Genomic DNA, 19,454 nt, shown 5'->3' with positions numbered 1-19,454 from the left:
TAAATTTACTTTTTCACTACACTTTCAGTGCTGATATTTGCGGCAATAAATCAAAAAAACGAGTTATGAATAACATTAAAAACTCTTTATTTTATGTAACCATTATTGGAGGTTTCGGTGCTCTGATTTATTGGGTAATTTCAAAAGGTGCTTCACTTGAAGTAGGCCGCGGAATCGTACATAAACAAATTGAAAGCAATCATTGGAATGATTTTCTGCATTCTATGGTCGAAAATTTGCAACATCCATTGGCCATTTTATTGGCTCAGATTGTAACCATAATTTTAGTCGCACGTTTATTTGGTTGGATTTTCAGAAAAATTGGGCAGCCATCTGTAATTGGTGAAATGATTGCCGGAATTGTTTTAGGCCCTTCTTTGGTCGGAATGTACTTTCCGGAATTCTCTGCAGCTTTATTCCCAAAAGAATCTTTAGGAAACTTACAATTCCTGAGCCAGATTGGTTTGATCCTTTTTATGTTCGTTATCGGAATGGAGCTGGATTTGAAAGTATTGAAAAATAAAGCGCACGAATCGGTTGTAATCAGTCACGCCAGTATTGTAATTCCGTTTGCCTTAGGATTATCATTCGCCTATTTTATATACGGAACTTTTGCGCCTGAAGGAGTAGAGTTTTCGTCTTTCGGATTGTTTATGGGAATTGCCATGAGTATTACGGCTTTTCCGGTTTTGGCCAGAATTGTTCAGGAAAGAGGCATGCAAAAAACAAAACTCGGAACGATTGCCATAACCTGTGCCGCTGCAGATGACATTACGGCCTGGTGTATTTTAGCCGTTGTAATTGCGATTGTAAAAGCAGGTTCATTTACAAGTGCTTTATATGTTATTGGCTTGGCTATTTTATATGTAATTGTAATGTTGAAAATAGTTCGCCCGTTTTTAAAACGTGTAGGTGATTTGAATTCAACTCGTGAAAGTTTGAATAAACCAGTTGTCGCCATTTTCTTTTTAACACTTTTGTTTTCTGCTTATGCTTCAGAATTAATCGGAATTCACGCTTTGTTTGGAGCTTTCTTAGCCGGAGCAATTATGCCGGAAAATAATAAATTCAGAAATATTTTTATTGAAAAAGTAGAAGATGTTTCCATCATCGTTTTATTGCCATTGTTCTTTGTTTTTACTGGTTTACGTACGCAAATTGGCTTGCTAAACGATCCTTATTTATGGAAAGTTACTGCCGTAATTATTGCCGTTGCCGTAACCGGTAAATTTTTAGGAAGTGCTTTGGCAGCAAAATTTGTAGGTCAAAACTGGAAAGACAGTTTAGCCATTGGTGCTTTGATGAATACACGTGGTTTAATGGAATTAGTGGTTTTAAATATCGGTTATGATTTAGGCGTTCTTTCTACTGAAATATTTACCATGATGGTTATTATGGCGTTGGTAACGACATTTATGACAGGGCCGGCCTTAGATTTTATCAACTTTATATTTAAAGATAAGGTTACGACTGTTCCCGAGGAAATTGGAAACAAAAGCAAATACAAGATTTTACTTTCGTTTGCAACTCCTGAAAAAGGGAAAAAACTATTGCAGATTGCGAACAGTTTAGTAAAAAAGCAAGGAGACAATTCGATCGTAACGGCAATGCACTTATCGTTGAGTACTGAAATACACTCCTTTGACGTCAAAGATCACGAACGTAAAATGTTAGTACCGGTTATTGAAGAATCACAGCGCTTAAATCAAAATATGGTCAGTGTTTTTAAAGTGACTAATGATATTGATACAGACATTATTGATACAGCCAATCAAGGTGAATATGATTTATTGTTGGTGGGTCTGGGGCAATCTATTTTTGACGGTACTTTGCTTGGAAAAATTCTTGGTTTTACAACACGAATTGTAAATCCGGATCGTTTGATTGATAAGTTTACCGGAAAAGAAGGGCTCTTTGAAAATTCTCCTTTTGATGAAAGAACACGTCATATTATTGCTAAAAGCAAAATGCCGGTCGGGATTTTTATTGATAAGGATTTAGAAGAAGTCAATCAAATCTTCATGCCGATTTTTAGTAAAGAAGATTCTTTTTTAATTGAATACGCCAAGAAATTGATCAACAATAACGGATCTCAAATTACAGTTTTAGATGCAAGTGGCGAAGTGAAAAATACTCGTGATATCCAGGAAAGTATACGTTCAATCGAACAAATTGCGCCCAATCATATTATGATTATGCACGACAGAACGATTAAAAAAGAGTTTTTAGAAACACAAAATTTAATGATTATCAGTTTAGACAGTTGGAAAAAATTGATCGAATCACAAAGCATTTGGTTGAATAATACACCTTCGGTTTTGATTTTGAAACCATAAGTTTTTAAAAATTCCAATTTAAAAAATCCCAAATTCCAATCTTCATAAATTGGAATTTGGGATTTTGTTTTTCTCTTTTTAGTATAATTATTGAAAGCTTGTGATTGGAATTTGGAATTTAAAAGATTGGAATTTAATTTACAATCCCAAATCAAGTACATAAGAAATCTTAACCGCAATATTATCTTCAAATTTTAATAACTGATTTGGTCCGTAACGGTAAAAGCCGCCTAAACCGAAACCTTTGAAAATTCGGTTTAATTCGATTCCTGATTCAAAGAAACCTTTGTCTAATGTTTTATAAGCCGGGCCAACATGCTGTTCTGGTTTTTCCATATTTCCCCAGGCCATTCTTGTTACTAATACCAAGGAAGGACGAACTTTTTTCATGATTCTAATTCGGTCAAAACCGTGTTTAACTTGAAAAAATACATATTGGCTAGAAAAAAACTCATTAAAATACATAGTTTCAAAACTGTTTCTTCCGGCAAAAGTAATACGTTGCATTACAGTTTCTTTAGTCAGGTTATTTGGCATTGTGTTGTACAGGTGTGTAATAGGAACGTCTCCCATCGCAACACCTCCCTGTAAAAGCAAGCTTGTTTTTTGTCCGTTTAGGTACTTTTTCTCATACTCTGTTTTAAAATCTATTTTGCTGAAAGTAAAATCATTTTCTAAAACATTCGGTAAAGATTGTGTGAATTGAAAAGTAAATCTCGGAAATCTTTTGTCGGTTTCAGTTCTTCCGGTTGGCGTTTGCATGAAATCGCTAAATGGCGCCCAAACAATCGAGGCCATAGCTGTTGTCATGACATAACTCGAATACAGCTGTCCGTTTAAATTATATAAATAATCAAATTTTGGTTCAACGTATGTTCGTGCTAATTCAAAAACAGCTTCGGTTTTCGGAATTATTTTTGTCTGTACATTTGCTTTCCAACTAATGTACTTGTAAAAAGTACTAATGTTAATGGGACGTGGATCGTAAATTTTGAATACCCGTTTGTCGACCGCGAAAACGGTACTTGCAATCTCTCGCACATCGTCAGTGTAGGATCCGTTAAGCCAGGTATTGGTTGATTTATCCAATAAAACTCCAGAACCTAAACTGTATTTAAAAACACCATCTTTTGTTCCATAAGCGGTATAACCTTCGATTCTGAAGTTTTTAGAAAAACGGTCATTTGTAATTCCGCCAACGCCTAAACGAAATCCTTCGTAATTATTGTAACTTATAATTTTCTTTAAATCCAAATCAATTGGTCCAATAGGCAAATAACCGTTTATGATTTTTCGTCCAAGACCTAAACGCTTTTCAATTCTTTTACTTATCGAAATACTGTCTAGTAATTGATACGTTTTCTGGCTTTTTAAGTCTAAACTTTCTTTTCTGTAAGTATTCCAGAATTCTTCTGGTTTTTTACTGGCATCGTCTTTAATTTCGATATAAAGTGATGGATTTTTTATGGGTGTGTTGGTATTGTAATGAATGTCGAAATTATTACTTTCAGAAAGTAAATAGGTGAAATCTGAAGCTGATTTTTTTCTGGGTTCAAAATTGTCTTCAACATCTCCGTCAAACTGAATAGTTCCACCCAGAATCTTGATATCATCATTATTTTTTCCTTTTACAATTTTGAAAGTAGTTTTGCTTTGAAACCAGATTTTCTCACTCGGTACATATTCAAATTCATGAATGCCGCTGATATCCAGGACACCTTTTATTCGCATTACCGCTTTCGCGACAGCAAAATTTTCCTGATCAATGTACAAAACACCTTCAAGTCCGTTTGATTTTCTTTTTTTCTTGTTTTTAAAGTAAATCATGTAGGTATTCCGGCCTTGTATCGGAACTGTGTCGAGTAATTTATAGTTGTAATCTGAAAATGCATTATCTGCAATTGGACTCTGATGTTTCGTTTCGAACAATTCATATTTCGAGCCATAAACTGAAATAGATTGTAAATTGAAAGCAATGATTTCGTAAACAGGTTGTTTAAAACCTGCCATTTTGGTACCGAGAATAGTTTCTTTCAGCTTGTTGTTACCAAACTGATATTGAGACACTTTTTCTGTTTGAAATAAATGTTGTTTACTAATGATTTCTTTAAACTTATAGTCTGATGAATCTATGTTTATCGTTTTTTTATTGAAATCTTTATAGGCTGCTGAGGAATCAATTCGGCCATCAATAGAATCCGGATTGGCCGTAACAATAAGTTTATTGTAGGTTTTGTATTCAAAACTGCTGAGTTTTTTTTGCGGATTGTTTAGATTCTTATTTGCAATAACTTTTTTTATAATCGTTAAAGCCGGATTCTCATTAGAAACAAAAACTTCCTTTAAATCATCTGTTTTTTCAGAAAGTGAAATTGAATAAAACTTTTTATGATCTGTTAAAGCAACAATTTTAGTTTGAAAGCCAATGTAAGAAACCGAAAAAGTACTGGTTTTTGCATTGATTTTCAGGTCAAATTTTCCGTCAACGTCTGTAATGGTATTGTTGTTGTCTAAAGTAGTGATTGTGGCAAACGGAAGAGGTTTTCTGTTTGAATCAGTTACAATTCCGTTTATTTGAAATTGCGCCTGAATAGTAAGCGTGAAAAACAAAGTCAATAAACAAAATAGCTTCATACAGAGGATTATAGTTTCAAAAACGAAAACATTCTAATTTTGGTATGCAAAAATAAGAATAAAAAAATCCGTCTGGTATAATTTAACCAAACGGATTTTTAATTTATGTTGAATAAAAATTACACCTTCATGATTTCAGCTTCTTTCGTAGCCAATAATTCATCGATTTTTTTGATGTAAGCATTCGTTAAGTTTTGAACTTCTTCTTCAGCCGATTTACAAACATCTTCAGAAGTTCCTTCTTTTTCTAATTTTTTAATATCAGTATTAGCATCTTTTCGTACGTTACGAACACCAATTTTAGCGTCCTCTGCTTCAGATTTTGCCTGTTTAGCCAAATCTCTACGGCGGTCTTCTGTCAAAGGCGGAACGCTGATAATAATCATGTCTCCGTTATTCATTGGGTTGAAGCCAATATTAGCTACCATAATCGCTTTCTCAATAACATGAAGCATGTTTTTTTCAAACGGCTGCAAAGTAATTGTTCTTGCGTCCGGAACACTAATTTTTGATACTTGTGAAAGCGGAGTTGCAGATCCATAATAATCTACAAAAACACTTCCTAACATCGCAGGAGAAGCTTTTCCTGCACGAATGTTTAGGAATTCTTTCTCTAAATGCGCAATAGAGCCATTCATTGATTCTTCAGTGCTCTCTAATATAAAATCTATTTCTTCACTCATTTTTTTAAGTTTTCAGTTTTGAATCTCAGTTTTCAGTTAAGGTCAACAAGTGTGACTGTAAACTGCGACTGATGACTATATATTTACAACGGTTCCGATGTTTTCACCTTCACAGATTTTTAATAAATTTCCAATTTTGTTCATATCAAAAACAACGATCGGTAATTTATTTTCCTGGCTTAATGTGAAAGCGGTAGTATCCATGACGTTTAATCCTTTTTTAAGAACATCGTCAAACGAAATGAAATCAAATTTAACTGCAGAAGCATTTTTCTCAGGATCGCAGTCGTAAACACCATCAACACGAGTTCCTTTCAGGATAACATCAGCATTAATTTCGATTCCTCTTAAAACAGCAGCAGTATCAGTTGTGAAATATGGATTTCCGGTTCCGGCTCCAAAAATTACGATTCTTCCTTTTTCAAGGTGACGGTCGGCTCTTCTTTTGATGTAGGGTTCTGCAATAGATTCCATTTTCAAAGCCGTCTGCAAACGAGTTTTCATTCCTTTGTCTTCAAGTGCGCCTTGTAAAGCCATTCCGTTAATTACGGTTGCAAGCATTCCCATATAATCGCCTTGTACTCTGTCCATACCGGCACTTGCACCAGCAACGCCTCTAAAAATATTTCCTCCTCCAATAACAATAGCAATTTCTACTCCTTTACTGTGAATTTGCTTAATTTCTTCAGCATATTCGGCTAATCTTTTAGGGTCAATTCCATATTGTAAATCACCCATTAAGGCTTCGCCGCTAAGTTTTAGAAGAATTCTTTTATATTTCATGTTTGTGTTGCGTTAATTTGTGCAAATATAGACATATTCTGATTTTTAAAAATAATGTTTACAAAAAATTAATTGCTCTTTTATATTTAAATTCTGAAAGACTTTTTAAAGTTATTTCTGTTGAATCAGACAAAACACGTTTGGTTGTCTTTTTAAAATGCTTAAATTTATAGAACCAAAACGAAAGAACAATGAAAAGTATTGTAGCTAAAGCATTATTCAACAGTCATTCTTATGACGAATATCGAAAATTAGTAACCGATTTATTATCTGAGGGAAAATCAACAGGTAACGACCAATCTGAAAGTTTGACGCACTATACAAGTCTTAATGAAGCACGAATGAATCGATTGGAAAAAACGATTAAAATTTCGGAAGAAACAATAACAAAACTTCAAAATTTATACAACCATTATATTTGGCTGGTGATTTCCGAAGGTTGGTGCGGAGACGCTGCTCAATTACTTCCTGTCATTCATAAAATGGCAAATGAATCAAATAAAAAAGTTGATCTTCGAATTGTTTTACGCGATGAAAATGACGAATTAATGAGTCATTATTTGACAAATGGTGGAAGAGCTATTCCAAAAGTGATTGTGATTTGCAAAGAAGCGGGAATTGTTCGTGCAGATTGGGGACCAAGACCAAAAGGCGCGACGGAGTTAATGGCAAATTATAAAAGGGATTTTGGAGTAATTGATGAAAAAATCAAAACCGATCTACAATTATGGTATCTGGCTGATAAAGGAACTTCGGTTCAGGAAGAATTAGTTGAGATTATGGAAAATATAAAGTACAATCGATTGTAAGGCCTTTTGTAAAATAAATCGTTGAAATCTCTTGTTTTTAGGTTAATTTACTGAAAATAAGAATTTTAGTAATAAATAATCCGTTAAAATGCTTTTTTCTGATTATAATATTTTGTACCTTGTTGTCATAATCCCACTTCTATTATTATTTTTTGATTTACTCTTTTTACTGGTGTTTATTTAATGTTTAACAATTAAAATACACTGTCATGATGAAGTTATTCGACAAATTTTACGATTTTATTTCAGGTTTATTGTTTGGAGGGAAAAATATGACGCACTATTAATCTCAAAAAACAAGTACGGAAAACAAAATTATTTTAGAAGCTGGCACATTACTATCGCCTCATTCCGTAATGTGCTATTTTGTTTTATTCCAATTTGAGACTTTCTTCAAACAAAGTAATATCGATCGCATCTTTTACATCGTAATCCCCAATTTTAGTTCGGCGTAACACAGTTAAATGCGAACCGGAATTCATAGCTTTTCCAAAATCAAAAGCTAAGGAACGGATATAGGTACCTTTACTGCAAACTACCCTAAAGTCAATTTCAGGTAATGCAATTCTGGTAATTTCAAATTCGTGAATTGTGGTTTTTCTACTGGCAATTTCTACTGTTTCTCCAGCGCGTGCGTGCTCATATAAGCGAACACCATCTTTTTTTATAGCTGAAAAAATAGGCGGTTTTTGATCTATTTCGCCTAAAAACTGTTTTACGGTTTCATGAATCAAAGCTTCGTCAATATGTTCTGTTGGAAAAGTCTGATCGATCTCTGTTTCTAAATCATACGATGGAGTAGTGGCTCCAATGTAAAAAGTTCCCGTGTATTCTTTGGCCTGACCCTGAAGTTCAGAAATTCTTTTGGTAAATTTTCCGGTACAAATCAATAATAATCCAGTCGCTAGAGGATCTAAGGTTCCGGCGTGTCCAATTTTAAATTTTTTTGGAAGCCCAACTTTATTGATTAAAAGGTATTTTAATTTATTGACAGCTTGAAACGAACTCCATTTTAAAGGTTTGTCTATCAGTAAAACTTGTCCGTCTAAATATTCTTCAGTTGTCATTATATAATCGTAAGCGGGTGAATGAAAAAGTGAATTAACAGTAAAATGATTCCGGCGATGATTCGGTAATAACCAAAAACTTTAAAACCATTTTTAGTCAAAAATCCAATGAAGGTTTTTATCGCTAAAAGTGCTACAATAAAAGCGACCACGTTTCCAATAACTAACAGGTTAATTTGGTCGTGAGATAATTCAAATCCATCCTTGTAATAATCGTAACATTTTTTTACCGTGGCACCCAACATGGTCGGAACAGCCAAAAAGAAGGAGAATTCCGCAGCGGTTGTTCTTGATAATTTTTGCGACATACCTCCAACAATACTTGCGCCACTTCGTGAAACTCCGGGAATCATGGCGATACACTGGAATAAACCAATTTTGAAAGCTTGTAAATACGTGATTTCCTGAGATGTTTCTGCAGTATTTGGATTGTTGAACCATTCGTCTACTTTCAATAAAATTATTCCTCCTATTAAAAGTGAAACCGCAACGGTAACTGGATTTTCTAATAAGCCATCAATAAAATCACTTAATAATAAACCTAAAACCACGGCCGGAATAAAAGCAACCAAAAGTTTGAAGTAAAAATCAAGTGTTTGAAAGAAACGTTTGAAATATAAAACAACAACGGAAAGTATAGCACCAAGCTGAATAACAATCGTAAAAAGTTTTGTAAAGTCTTCGTGTGCAATTCCGAAAAAAGAAGAGGCAATAATCATGTGGCCAGTTGAAGAAACAGGCAGAAATTCTGTAATTCCTTCAATAATGGCAAGAACGATAGCTTGTAATGTATTCATGTAGAATTTTAGATTTTAGATTTTAGATTTTAGATTTTAGATTGTTGTCCTTCGGCTACGCTCAGTATGACAGTCATAATCCAGAAAATCTATTTATTTTGATTTTTTGAAGATCGAATAAATCGTGATTCCAAAACCAATTAAAACAGTTGTTGGAGCTAAACGAATACGTCTGAAGCTAAAAACATCTTCATTAAAAACATTCGGGTTATCACTTCCTCCACCGGACATTAAGATAAATCCAAGGGCGATTACACCAATTCCAATTAATAAGATTTTGTAATTGATACCATCAAAAAGGAATTCTTGTTTTTGAGGTTGTTGTTCTTCTTTATTACTAATGTTTTTCATTTTTGTCATTGCGAGGAACGAAGCAATCTCATCCTCTGTTTTATGAGTTTATTTTTTAAATCTAAAGTCTGTAATCTAAAATTAGTAAAGATCGTCTGTTCTTAAATTCAGGAAGCGTTGTGTTGCGAAGTGCGTGCTTACCCAGGTAATTAAAACGCCTAATCCGAAAACAGCTAATAATACCAATCCGATTAAAACTTTGTCTTCTAAAATGCCTAATCCAGGGAAATTAGTCTCTACATAAAGCAATAGTGCAATTAGAGCAATAATTGCCAATCCGGCACCTAACATTCCTAATTTCACGCTACGCATTACAAAAGGTTTACGAATAAACGATTTTGTTGCCCCAACCATCTGCATGGTTTTGATGATGAAACGATTAGAGTGAATGGATAAACGTAATGAACTATTGATTAATAAAACAGCAATTATTGCAAGGAAAGCGCTGATAATCAAAATCCACATACTTACTTTTTTGATGTTGTCATTTACCAGATTTACCAATTGTTTGTCGTAAACAATATCTTCAATCATCGTATTTTGACGCAAACTGCTTTCAATTTTAGAAATACTGTCTCTTTCAACATAATCCGCTTTTAGGTGAATGTCGTAAGAGTTCAATAATGGGTTTTCTCCTAAAAACGTCAGGAAATCTTCTCCGATAATATCAGTATGTTCTTTTGCTGCTTTTTCTTTAGAAACATAAGCATAAGATCTTGCGAAAGGTGACCTTTTCAATTCGGTGTTGAATGCTTTGATAACACTATCATTAGCTTCGTTTTTAAAGAAAACCGTCATTGCGATTTTTTCTTTAAAATCATTTGCCAGTTTTTTAGAATTGATAATGAATAATCCCAGTACTCCTAAAAGGAATAGTACCAGAAAAACACTTAATACAACCGAAAAATAAGAGGAAATTAACCTGCGCTTTTGAAATTTATCAAAGTTGGAACTCATAGTATGCTTAAATTATGTGGTAAAAATAATAAAGTATTTCTTTATTTGAAGTTAATAACGTTCAAAGTTTTAACTTTCTTACCATAAATATACGATTAGATATTTAATAAAAACGGTATTTAAGCGCAAAGTGCGGTAAGTTTTGCTCAAAGTTTGCAAAGTTTTTCTATTAATCTCGCAAAGTCGCGAAGTCGCAAAGTTTTTATATTCTTTGCGACTTCGCGACTTTGCGTGAAATATGTTAGCTTAATTTATTATAAATCTTAGCAGCTTAGAATCTTAGTACCTTAGTATCTAAAAAAAACTATTTTACTTTGTAAACCTCGATGCTTTTTAACCAATAAACATGACGTGGTCCCGTTTTGATATCGTTTTTGCAAATCAAAACCATTTCGCCATTTTTAACCGGTTTTCCATTTTCTTCAAAAAGCACATAAGTGTTTTCTCCGGTTGGATTATTGAAAATTTCTGCCCATGAAAAAGTGGCTTTATAATCGTCAGAAGCTCTGGCAACGATGTAAAAGTTACGGTCTTTATGCCCGTTTTGTTTGATTTTGGCTTTCTCTAAAATATCTTTCAATAAAACACCTTTCGAAATTTTATCGTCTTTTTTGATATCACCGTTTTGACCAATTATTTTGAAGTTGGAAATTGTTGCAACTTTCATTTTGCGTAAAGAATCAATACTTAATTGAAGCGGAAATTCAACTTCTCCTTTTATTTCAATTTCATGATTGACTAATTTTAAACTATCAGCAGGGCTTAATTTTATATGTTCGCCTTCTTTTTCTGTTGAAGTAATTTTTTCAACCGCAGTTTTGTCCTCCTTTTTAGAAGAATTACACATGGTGCAAGAAAATGCTATAAAGAGTATTAGAATGTAATTTTGTGTTTTCATTTTATGATTGATTTAAATTTTTGTTTCCCAAACTAAAGATAAATAATATAATCCGCCAATTGAAGGTCCTCCCAAAATTGAAGTATAAGGTTTGTTCAAAAGATTTGTGGCTCCTAATTTTGCCGAAATTCCTTTTTTGAAACCATAATTCATTTGTGCATCCATTGACCAATAGGCTGGAACAGTTCCGCTTACTAAGAAAGAAACATAATCAAAATTGTTTTGATAACGCGCCGTTACGCTTGCACCAAGATTTCTCCAGATATTGTTTGCTATTAAAGTTCCGTTCACGTTAAATTCTGGCGTATTGAAACCGTCTTCCAAACCATCTTTGTCATCTGTTCGGTCTAATTTTGTGAACGTAACATTTGTCAAAGCAGTAAAAGTCTGATCAATTCGATATTTTAAGCCTAAACTTCCTCCGTAATTGTAAATTTTACTTTTAGAATTTGTCCATAAGCGATAACGGTTTTGAGTGTTTTTGGAATATAAAGCAGTCGGAATTAAGTTCGGATCATTGGTATTCGGAACACTGGCTTCAACCTGAGCAATGAAATTTTCATACGAGTTGTAATAAAAATCGGCATCAATAAAAAGATTTCTATTTAAGGTCATTCCTCTAAATCCAAACTCAAAAGATTTTACAAATTCCGGCTCTAAATAAGTATAAGGATTTTTCTGAATCGTATTTTTATTCTTTTCAATTGCAGCTGCCTGAGTTAAACCATTTGAGTTGACATCCGTATTAACTTGTGCCTGAAATTTATCAATGGAAGCTTTGGTATACGAATTCTCGAAAATTCCGTCAGACATAATTCTCAAGCCTCCCACACGTTTCACGCCGCCGGAATTCACATTAGAAAATCCTTCAAAAATACTCGGAAAACGATAACCGGTTTGGTAAGATGTTCTAAAACTTATGGTTTCTTTTGGAGCATAAACTGCGGTAAATTGAGGCGTAAATGTAGCATCAAAATAATCGGCTTTGTCAATTCTTAAAGTAGCGCCCAAAGTTAAATTCTCCTGAAATAAGTTTTTTGTCAATTGTGTAAATCCACCATATTTTTGGTAAGTTAAATTCTCAGAAGCATTTACCGGATTGATGAAATAATTCCCGTCCGGAACAATAATGTAATTTCTGTAATCGAAGCCACTCAATAACTTGGCGTCTATTTTTTCGAAGAAAGAAGCGAAAGCTTTGTCCCAATTAATCAAACCTTCACCATGAACTAAAGTTGATTTTACGCGTAAAGCTGCGCCAATATCCCAATTGTTGATGTCAATTAATTCGTTTTTCTTGTTTTCATAAGCTTCTGTTCCTGGTGTAAATCTTCCCTGATCTGATGAATTTCGCGCCATCCTGTGTGCATCGGCAACTGTTGCACCGCTCGTAATTGCATTTTTATAAGCTGTTGAATAATCGGCAAACCATTTGTCGTCCGATTTAAAAGCACGATCCATATTTTCTGCTAATGAACGCATGTTATAAGAGTCTCCCGTGTTCTCAGTTGTGGCGTATACTTTGACTTGAAAAACAGGAGTGTGATAATCAATAGCGTATTGATTTAAGTTGTAGTTGTCTAATCGAAATCGGTTCGAACGCTGGTAAATCGTGTTGATTAAAGCAGTTTTATACGTTACCGCTAATTCGTGTCCTTGTTTTGGACGAAAATAAAAACCAACGTCAGCCTTATAATTTTTGATTTCATAATCAGAAATATCGGTTTCACGATATCCAGTTCTGGCAACAACATAATTTTTGCCATTTAGATTTAATGTTTTTCTGTTCGCCGATTCGTTTCCATAACCGTTCACTTCGTCGTAAGCAGGATTATCTGTCCCAAATAAATTTGTTGAAGCATTGGCAAGTGGCGCTAAATCAGTTCGGTCATCAGCAACCCAATCGGTTCCTCCAGTAGTTGAGATGTTTGTTTTGAACGCAAATTTTTCACTAAAGGCTTTCGCAAATCTTAAATTAAATTGTGAATAGACTTTCGGTGAAAACCGATCAATATTGCCAACATGATTTACTCCGGTTAATTGCTGAACACTTACACCCTGATATTCGAATGGATTTTTAGTCTGAATATTCGCCAAACCATTAATGGCGTTCATTCCGTACAAAGCGGCTGCAGTTCCCGGAATAATTTCGATTTTATCAATATCGAGATCATTCGCTCCAAGCGCATTGGCAATTGGTGCGCCTAAATGTGGTGCCTGATTATCAATTCCATCAACCAATTGCGCAAATCTAACGTTTGTCGAATTGGCAAAACCTCTTGTGTTGATGACTTTAAAACCCAAACTAGGCGTAATAATCTGAACACCTTTTACATTTTCAAGAGCTTCATAAATAGTGGCAGATCCCATTTTTTTGGCTTCCGCCGATTTTAACTGCTCGATACTTATAGGAGAATGCATCAAATTTTCAGAACGACGGGAAGCAGTAATAACAACTTCATTGAGTTCTTCTTTTTTAACACTGTCTTGAATTATTTTTGATTTTTCTGTTTGAGAAAAGGTTTTTAGACTTATAAAAAGAAAAATCAGATATAATTTTTGGTTCATAATCCTGGTTAGTTTTCAGTATGTTTTAAAATGAATACTGATGATTAAAAAAAATGGTTTTGGTTTTTTAAATGAAATTAATGCGTTTTAAAATTTTAGATTTTGGGTTTCTTTTAAAGCAAATTCTTTAATGCGTTTTTCAATTTCGTAAAAAACAGTAATCGCTTTTTCTCCGGCTTCTGTCAATTTTGCACCGCCACCGCCTTTTCCACCGAGCAGTTTTTCTACTAAAGGACTTTCAGCACGCTGATTCATTTCTTCCACTAATTGCCAGGCCTGACGATACGCCATTTTCATTTCTTTGGCCGCATTGGTTATAGAACCTGTTTTTCGAATATTTTCAAGCAGCCAGATTTTTCCAATTCCTAAAAAGGCGCCTTCAGTTTCTTCAATCCAAACCCGAACTTCAACTTTGTATTTTTTGCTGTCAGCCATTTTAATTTTTTTAATGCTATTCAAAAATAGGCATTATTATTCTTTATTTTAAACTGGACTGAAGTCCAGCCCTACAATATAGGTCGTTCCTGCGGAACTTATTGCTTTGCAATTGTTTGGGAAAATTATGTTTTTCTACGTATTAAAATGTAAATATAAGTATTTTTACTTAATTTAAAATACGTATTTTGTTATTTTATTTGTTTGTCAACGAAATAGCTTTGGTACAAACGACAATAAATGTAAATTTGCCGCTAATTAATTAGTGAAAAGCCTTAGAGCCTTAGTCACTTAGAATCTTAGTCACTTAGAAATGAAATACAATCCAAACGAAATCGAAGAAAAATGGCAAAAATATTGGGCTGAAAACCAAACTTTTGCTGCAAGTAACAATTCTGAAAAACCTAAACATTATGTTTTAGACATGTTTCCTTATCCATCTGGAGCAGGATTACACGTGGGGCATCCGCTGGGTTATATTGCTTCAGATGTTTATTCTCGTTTCAAAAGACATCAGGGTTTTAATGTTTTGCACCCAATGGGATACGACAGTTTTGGATTGCCTGCAGAACAATATGCGATTCAGACAGGACAGCGTCCGGAAGATACAACGCGCGTAAATATTGATGGTGGAGTTGATAAAGAAGGTAAACAAATTGCCGGATACAGAAAACAATTAGATAAAATCGGATTTTCATTTGATTGGAGCCGTGAGGTTCGTACTTCAAATCCGGATTATTACAAACATACACAATGGATTTTTATCCAATTGTTCAATTCCTGGTATTGCAGAAAAGAAGGGAAAGCTTTTGATATTGCTGAACTTGTCAAAGTTTTTGAAGGAGAAGGAAATGGATTGGTAGAAGCAGTTTGCGATGATAACGTAGCGATTTTTACTGCAGCAGAATGGAATTCGTATTCTGATGATCAAAAAGAGAAAATTCTTTTGCAATACAGAATGACGTATTTGGCAGAAACAGAAGTGAACTGGTGTCCTGGTTTAGGAACTGTTTTGGCTAATGACGAAATCGTAAACGGCGTTTCAGAACGTGGAGGATATCCTGTAATTCGTAAAAAAATGACCCAATGGAGCATGCGTATTTCTGCTTATGCAGAGCGTTTGTTGCAAGGATTAAATGATATTGACTGGAGTGAATCAATAAAAGAATCACAAAGAAACTGGATCGGAAAATCAGTAGGTGCAATGGTTAAGTTTAAAGTACTTAGTCCAAAGTCCTTAGTGCAAAGTGAAGCTGCACTTTCAGACTTAGTACTTGGGAATAAAGACTCTTTTATTGAAGTTTTCACAACTCGTCCTGATACTATTTTTGGAGTGACTTTTATGACTTTGGCTCCGGAACATGATTTGGTAGCAAAAATTACAACTGCTGATCAAAAAAATGCAGTTGAAGCCTATATCGAAAAAACAGCAAAACGTTCAGAGCGTGAGCGTATGGCCGATGTAAAAACCATTTCTGGAGTGTTTACCGGATCTTATGCTGAACATCCTTTTACAAAAGAAGCCATTCCGGTTTGGATTGGAGATTACGTTTTGGCAGGTTACGGAACGGGCGCTGTAATGGCGGTTCCTTGTGGAGACGAGAGAGATTACGCTTTTTCGAATTTCTTTAAAGGTCAAAACGGAATGCCGGAAATCAAAAATATTTTTGCAAATGTTGATATTTCTGAAGCGGCTTACGGTTCAAAAGACAATGTTGAAATTGCGAATTCTGATTTCTTAAACGGATTAAATTATAAAAATGCAACTCAGGCTGTAATTACAGCTTTAGAAAAAATAGGACAAGGAAGCGGAAAAACAAATTACCGTTTGCGTGATGCTGTTTTTTCCCGTCAGCGTTATTGGGGTGAGCCTTTCCCGGTTTATTATGTAAACGGATTGCCAAAAATGATCGATGCACAGCATTTGCCAATCATTTTGCCTGAAGTAGAGAAATATTTACCAACAGAAGATGGTTTGCCTCCGTTAGGAAATGCAACAATCTGGGCTTGGGATACTAAAAACAATGAAGTTGTTAATAAAGATTTGGTTGATAATTTCGAAATTTTCCCTCTTGAGTTAAATACCATGCCTGGCTGGGCGGGAAGTTCTTGGTACTGGATGCGTTATATGGATGCACATAACGAAAATGAATTTGCAAGCAAAGAAGCTTTGGCTTACTGGGAAAGTGTCGATTTATATATTGGAGGAAGCGAACACGCAACCGGACATTTATTGTACTCTCGTTTCTGGAATAAATTCTTAAAAGACAAAGGCTTTGCTCCAACTGAAGAACCATTCAAAAAACTGATTAATCAGGGAATGATTTTAGGAACTAGTGCTTTTGTTTATAGAATTGAAGGAACTAATAGTTTTGTTTCTAAAAATAAAATAGGAGAACATAAAGTACAGCCAATTCACGCTGATGTTTCAATGGTTAATTCTTCTGATGAATTAGACGTTGAAAAATTCAAAGCCTGGAGAGAAGATTACGCTGATGCAGAATTCATTTTAGACGATAACGGAAAATACATCGTTGGCCGTGAAGTCGAAAAAATGTCGAAATCAAAATACAATGTTGTAACTCCAGATGATATTTGTGCTGAATATGGTGCGGATACATTGCGTTTGTACGAAATGTTTTTAGGTCCGTTAGAGCAGGCAAAACCGTGGAATACCGCTGGAATTTCTGGAGTATTTGGTTTCCTGAAAAAACTATGGCGTTTGTATATTGATGAGAATAATGGTTTAATCGTAAACAACGACGAACCCACAAAAGACAACTTAAAATCATTGCATAAAACCATCAAAAAAGTAGCAGAAGATATCGAGAATTTCTCTTTCAACACTTCAGTTTCTCAGTTTATGATTTGTGTAAACGAATTGTCATCTCAAAATTGTCATTCAAAAGCAATCTTAGAGCCGTTAGCTATTTTGGTTTCTCCATATGCACCGCATATTGCTGAAGAATTATGGGCGCAATTGGGTCATACCACTTCAATTGCAACAGTTGATTTCCCTGTTTTTGATGCGAAACACTTAGTGGAAAGCAGTAAAGAATATCCAGTTTCGTTTAACGGAAAAATGCGTTTCACAATCGAATTGCCTTTGGATTTAACCGCAGCGCAAATCGAAGAAATCATTATGAAAGATGAAAGAACGTTACGTCAATTAGATGGAAGAACTCCGAATAAAGTGATTATTGTTCCGGGAAAAATCATCAACCTTGTAGGGTAAATAATTTAAAATCCAAATATTTAAAATTCCAAATTCCAATTTTCACGATTGGGTTTGGAATTTTTTTTGCGCCTATTTTCCGCCACGAATTCACGAATTGATTTAAAAATTCGTGAATTCGTGGCGGAAAATCACTTCAAATTGGAATTTGGAATTTCATATTTGGAATTTAATTTAAAATTAGGATGTCATTTTGGCATTTTAGAAAAATGGTTCGTAAATTGTAGATTATTTAAAAAGCATATTCTAAAAACAATTTAAAAAATATATAAACATGGGAAGTGGATATTTAATCATTGCCGGAGCAATTATGTTGTTCAGTTGGTTGATAAGTTCAAAGTTGAAGAGCAAGTTCGAATTATATTCTAAACTACAATTAAGAAACGGAATGAGTGGTGCTGAAATTGCTGAAAAAATGCTGGCTGATAACGGAATCACAGATGTTCGTGTTATTTCGACTCCGGGTCAATTAACGGATCACTATAATCCATCAGATAAAACAGTAAATTTAAGCGAGGCAGTTTACAATCATCGTAACGCTGCAGCTGCGGCTGTTGCGGCGCATGAATGCGGTCACGCGGTACAACATTCGATAGGGTATGAATGGCTGACAATGCGTTCTAAAATAGTGCCAATTGTAAGTGTTGCTTCTAATTATGTGCAATGGATTTTATTGGCAGGAATCTTAATGATCAGGACTTTTCCACAACTATTATTAATCGGAATCGTCATTTTTGCAGCAACAACATTATTTACGATCATTACTTTGCCGGTAGAATACGATGCAAGTAACAGAGCACTGGCCTGGTTAGAAAATAAACACATGCTGACACAAGAAGAGCAGGCAGGTGCAAAAGACGCTTTAAAATGGGCTGCAAGAACGTATTTGGTCGCAGCGATTGGTTCTATTGCAACGTTACTGTATTATATTTCGATTTACTCTGGGAATAGGAGGAATTAATTAATTAATTAATGTGGCAATTAGATAATTAGTCAATTAGATAATTAGTCAATTAGATAATTTATAGCAGGCCCGACAGGTTTTTAAAACCTGTCGGGTTTTTTAGTGCTTATTTTTTAATATATAAATTTCAAAGAATTGTAAAAAAGAATCCATAACATTGTTACTACGAATATAGCACTGAGATAATTTTTGCTTCCAGATTTAAAATATTTATAAAGAAGAATTATAGTGTAAATTATGCTGATTGGAATGGATAGTAGAAAAAAAATGTCACTAAAATTTGGACCATGTGGGCTTCCTGTTGATTGAACTTCTCTTATAGTGAGAAATAATATAAAGTAAATTATAAAGAATAGTACGGTTTTAATCTCAGGTCTTAAATTTGAATTTAAAGAATTTTACAAAATTATCTAATTTTCTAATTGCCGCATTATCTAATTAAAGTTGAATCTGCCTGTCAATCTGCTGATCCAGAGAAATAAAAGTTTCCGTTCTTGAAACGCCTTCAATGGCCTGAATTTTAGTATTCAATAGCTGCATTAAATGTTCGTTATCACGACATATGATTTTAATCAAAACCGACCAGTTTCCGGTGGTGTAATGACATTCTAAAACTTCGGGAATTTTTTTCAAGTCTTTTACGGCTTCAGAGTTTCTCGAAGCTTTATCCAGATAAACGCCAATAAAGGCCATGGTATTGTAGCCTAAAACTTTTGGGTTTACAGTAAACTTCGACCCTGAAATCACACCCGATTGCTCCAGTTTTTTCAACCGCTGATGAATCGCAGCTCCTGAAATGCCTATTTTGTTGGCAATTTGTAAAATAGGTTTTCGGGCATCATCCATTAAATAGCGAAGAATTTCTTTGTCGATACCGTCGATTTCAATTATAAGGGAGTTGATTTTCATGAGTTGTAATTTGAAACTAGATTTCTTG

General features: G+C 34.3%; 15 protein-coding genes. 4 read left to right on the top strand and 11 right to left on the bottom strand.

What is annotated here, in order from left to right; translation table 11 throughout:
- Nucleotides 1-65: 65 nt before the first annotated feature.
- Nucleotides 66-2,336 (top strand): cation:proton antiporter, encoded by a 2,271-nt coding sequence (locus tag B0A65_RS00505; RefSeq protein WP_074660856.1) that lies wholly within the window; start codon nt 66-68, stop codon nt 2,334-2,336.
- 138 nt (nt 2,337-2,474) lie between these two features.
- Here B0A65_RS00505 and B0A65_RS00500 read toward each other — a convergent pair whose 3' ends face one another.
- The 3 genes from B0A65_RS00500 to pyrH form a co-directional block, all read right to left on the bottom strand.
- Nucleotides 2,475-4,970, bottom strand: coding sequence for a DUF5686 family protein (locus B0A65_RS00500; RefSeq protein WP_074660857.1), 2,496 nt, complete (start codon nt 4,968-4,970; stop codon nt 2,475-2,477).
- A gap of 119 nt (nt 4,971-5,089) precedes the next feature.
- Nucleotides 5,090-5,653, bottom strand: a complete 564-nt coding sequence (frr, locus tag B0A65_RS00495) for a ribosome recycling factor (RefSeq protein WP_074660859.1) — start codon at nt 5,651-5,653, stop codon at nt 5,090-5,092.
- A 75-nt stretch (nt 5,654-5,728) separates the two neighbouring features.
- The gene (pyrH, locus tag B0A65_RS00490; RefSeq protein WP_026983543.1) at nt 5,729-6,436 is read right to left on the bottom strand and encodes a UMP kinase; all 708 of its coding nucleotides are present in this window, start codon (nt 6,434-6,436) and stop codon (nt 5,729-5,731) included.
- Nucleotides 6,437-6,627: 191 nt separating this feature from the next.
- Here pyrH and B0A65_RS00485 point away from each other — a divergent pair, with 191 nt between their 5' ends.
- Nucleotides 6,628-7,245 carry a thioredoxin family protein gene (locus B0A65_RS00485; RefSeq protein ID WP_074660862.1) on the top strand — a complete coding sequence of 206 codons (618 nt, stop codon included), beginning with the start codon at nt 6,628-6,630 and terminating at the stop codon, nt 7,243-7,245.
- A 371-nt stretch (nt 7,246-7,616) separates the two neighbouring features.
- On the opposite strand, the gene truB is transcribed toward B0A65_RS00485, so the two are convergent.
- The 7 genes from truB to B0A65_RS00450 all read right to left on the bottom strand — a co-directional run bounded on the left by truB (nt 7,617) and on the right by B0A65_RS00450 (nt 14,318).
- Nucleotides 7,617-8,312, bottom strand: a complete 696-nt coding sequence (gene truB, locus B0A65_RS00480; protein ID WP_074660864.1) for a tRNA pseudouridine(55) synthase TruB — start codon at nt 8,310-8,312, stop codon at nt 7,617-7,619.
- Nucleotides 8,312-9,109, bottom strand: coding sequence for an undecaprenyl-diphosphate phosphatase (locus B0A65_RS00475; protein ID WP_074660866.1), 798 nt, complete (start codon nt 9,107-9,109; stop codon nt 8,312-8,314). Before B0A65_RS00475 ends, truB begins: the two co-directional genes overlap by 1 nt.
- 93 nt (nt 9,110-9,202) lie before the next feature.
- The gene (locus B0A65_RS00470; RefSeq protein ID WP_074661028.1) at nt 9,203-9,460 is read right to left on the bottom strand and encodes a DUF3098 domain-containing protein; all 258 of its coding nucleotides are present in this window, start codon (nt 9,458-9,460) and stop codon (nt 9,203-9,205) included.
- Between the two features lie 81 nt (nt 9,461-9,541).
- Complete coding sequence (locus B0A65_RS00465; RefSeq protein ID WP_074660868.1) at nt 9,542-10,417, bottom strand: cell division protein FtsX; 876 nt, start codon at nt 10,415-10,417, stop codon at nt 9,542-9,544.
- Between the two features lie 304 nt (nt 10,418-10,721).
- On the bottom strand, nt 10,722-11,315 hold the full coding sequence (locus B0A65_RS00460; protein WP_074660869.1) for a molybdopterin-dependent oxidoreductase: 594 nt from the start codon (nt 11,313-11,315) through the stop codon (nt 10,722-10,724).
- Between the two features lie 12 nt (nt 11,316-11,327).
- A complete protein-coding gene (locus B0A65_RS00455) occupies nt 11,328-13,883 on the bottom strand; it encodes a TonB-dependent receptor (protein WP_074660871.1) in 2,556 nt (851 codons plus the stop codon).
- Between the two features lie 87 nt (nt 13,884-13,970).
- Nucleotides 13,971-14,318: a winged helix-turn-helix domain-containing protein gene (locus B0A65_RS00450; protein ID WP_074660873.1), complete on the bottom strand. Its 348-nt coding sequence runs from the start codon at nt 14,316-14,318 to the stop codon at nt 13,971-13,973.
- Nucleotides 14,319-14,631: 313 nt separating this feature from the next.
- Between B0A65_RS00450 and leuS the strand changes: the two genes are divergently transcribed.
- On the top strand, nt 14,632-17,553 hold the full coding sequence (leuS, locus tag B0A65_RS00445) for a leucine--tRNA ligase (protein ID WP_074660874.1): 2,922 nt from the start codon (nt 14,632-14,634) through the stop codon (nt 17,551-17,553).
- Nucleotides 17,554-17,827: 274 nt separating this feature from the next.
- A complete protein-coding gene (locus B0A65_RS00435) occupies nt 17,828-18,514 on the top strand; it encodes a zinc metallopeptidase (protein WP_074660877.1) in 687 nt (228 codons plus the stop codon).
- A 441-nt stretch (nt 18,515-18,955) separates the two neighbouring features.
- Here the strand turns inward: B0A65_RS00435 and B0A65_RS00430 are convergent, their stop codons facing one another.
- Entirely contained in the window at nt 18,956-19,426 is a 471-nt protein-coding gene (locus B0A65_RS00430; RefSeq protein WP_041518480.1) for an Lrp/AsnC family transcriptional regulator, read from the bottom strand.
- Nucleotides 19,427-19,454: the final 28 nt, after the last annotated feature.

It is taken from the genome of Flavobacterium frigidimaris (assembly GCF_002217275.1).
In the GTDB taxonomy this organism is placed as follows: domain Bacteria; phylum Bacteroidota; class Bacteroidia; order Flavobacteriales; family Flavobacteriaceae; genus Flavobacterium; species Flavobacterium aquidurense.
This window is presented reverse-complemented; position numbering and strand designations above follow the sequence as displayed.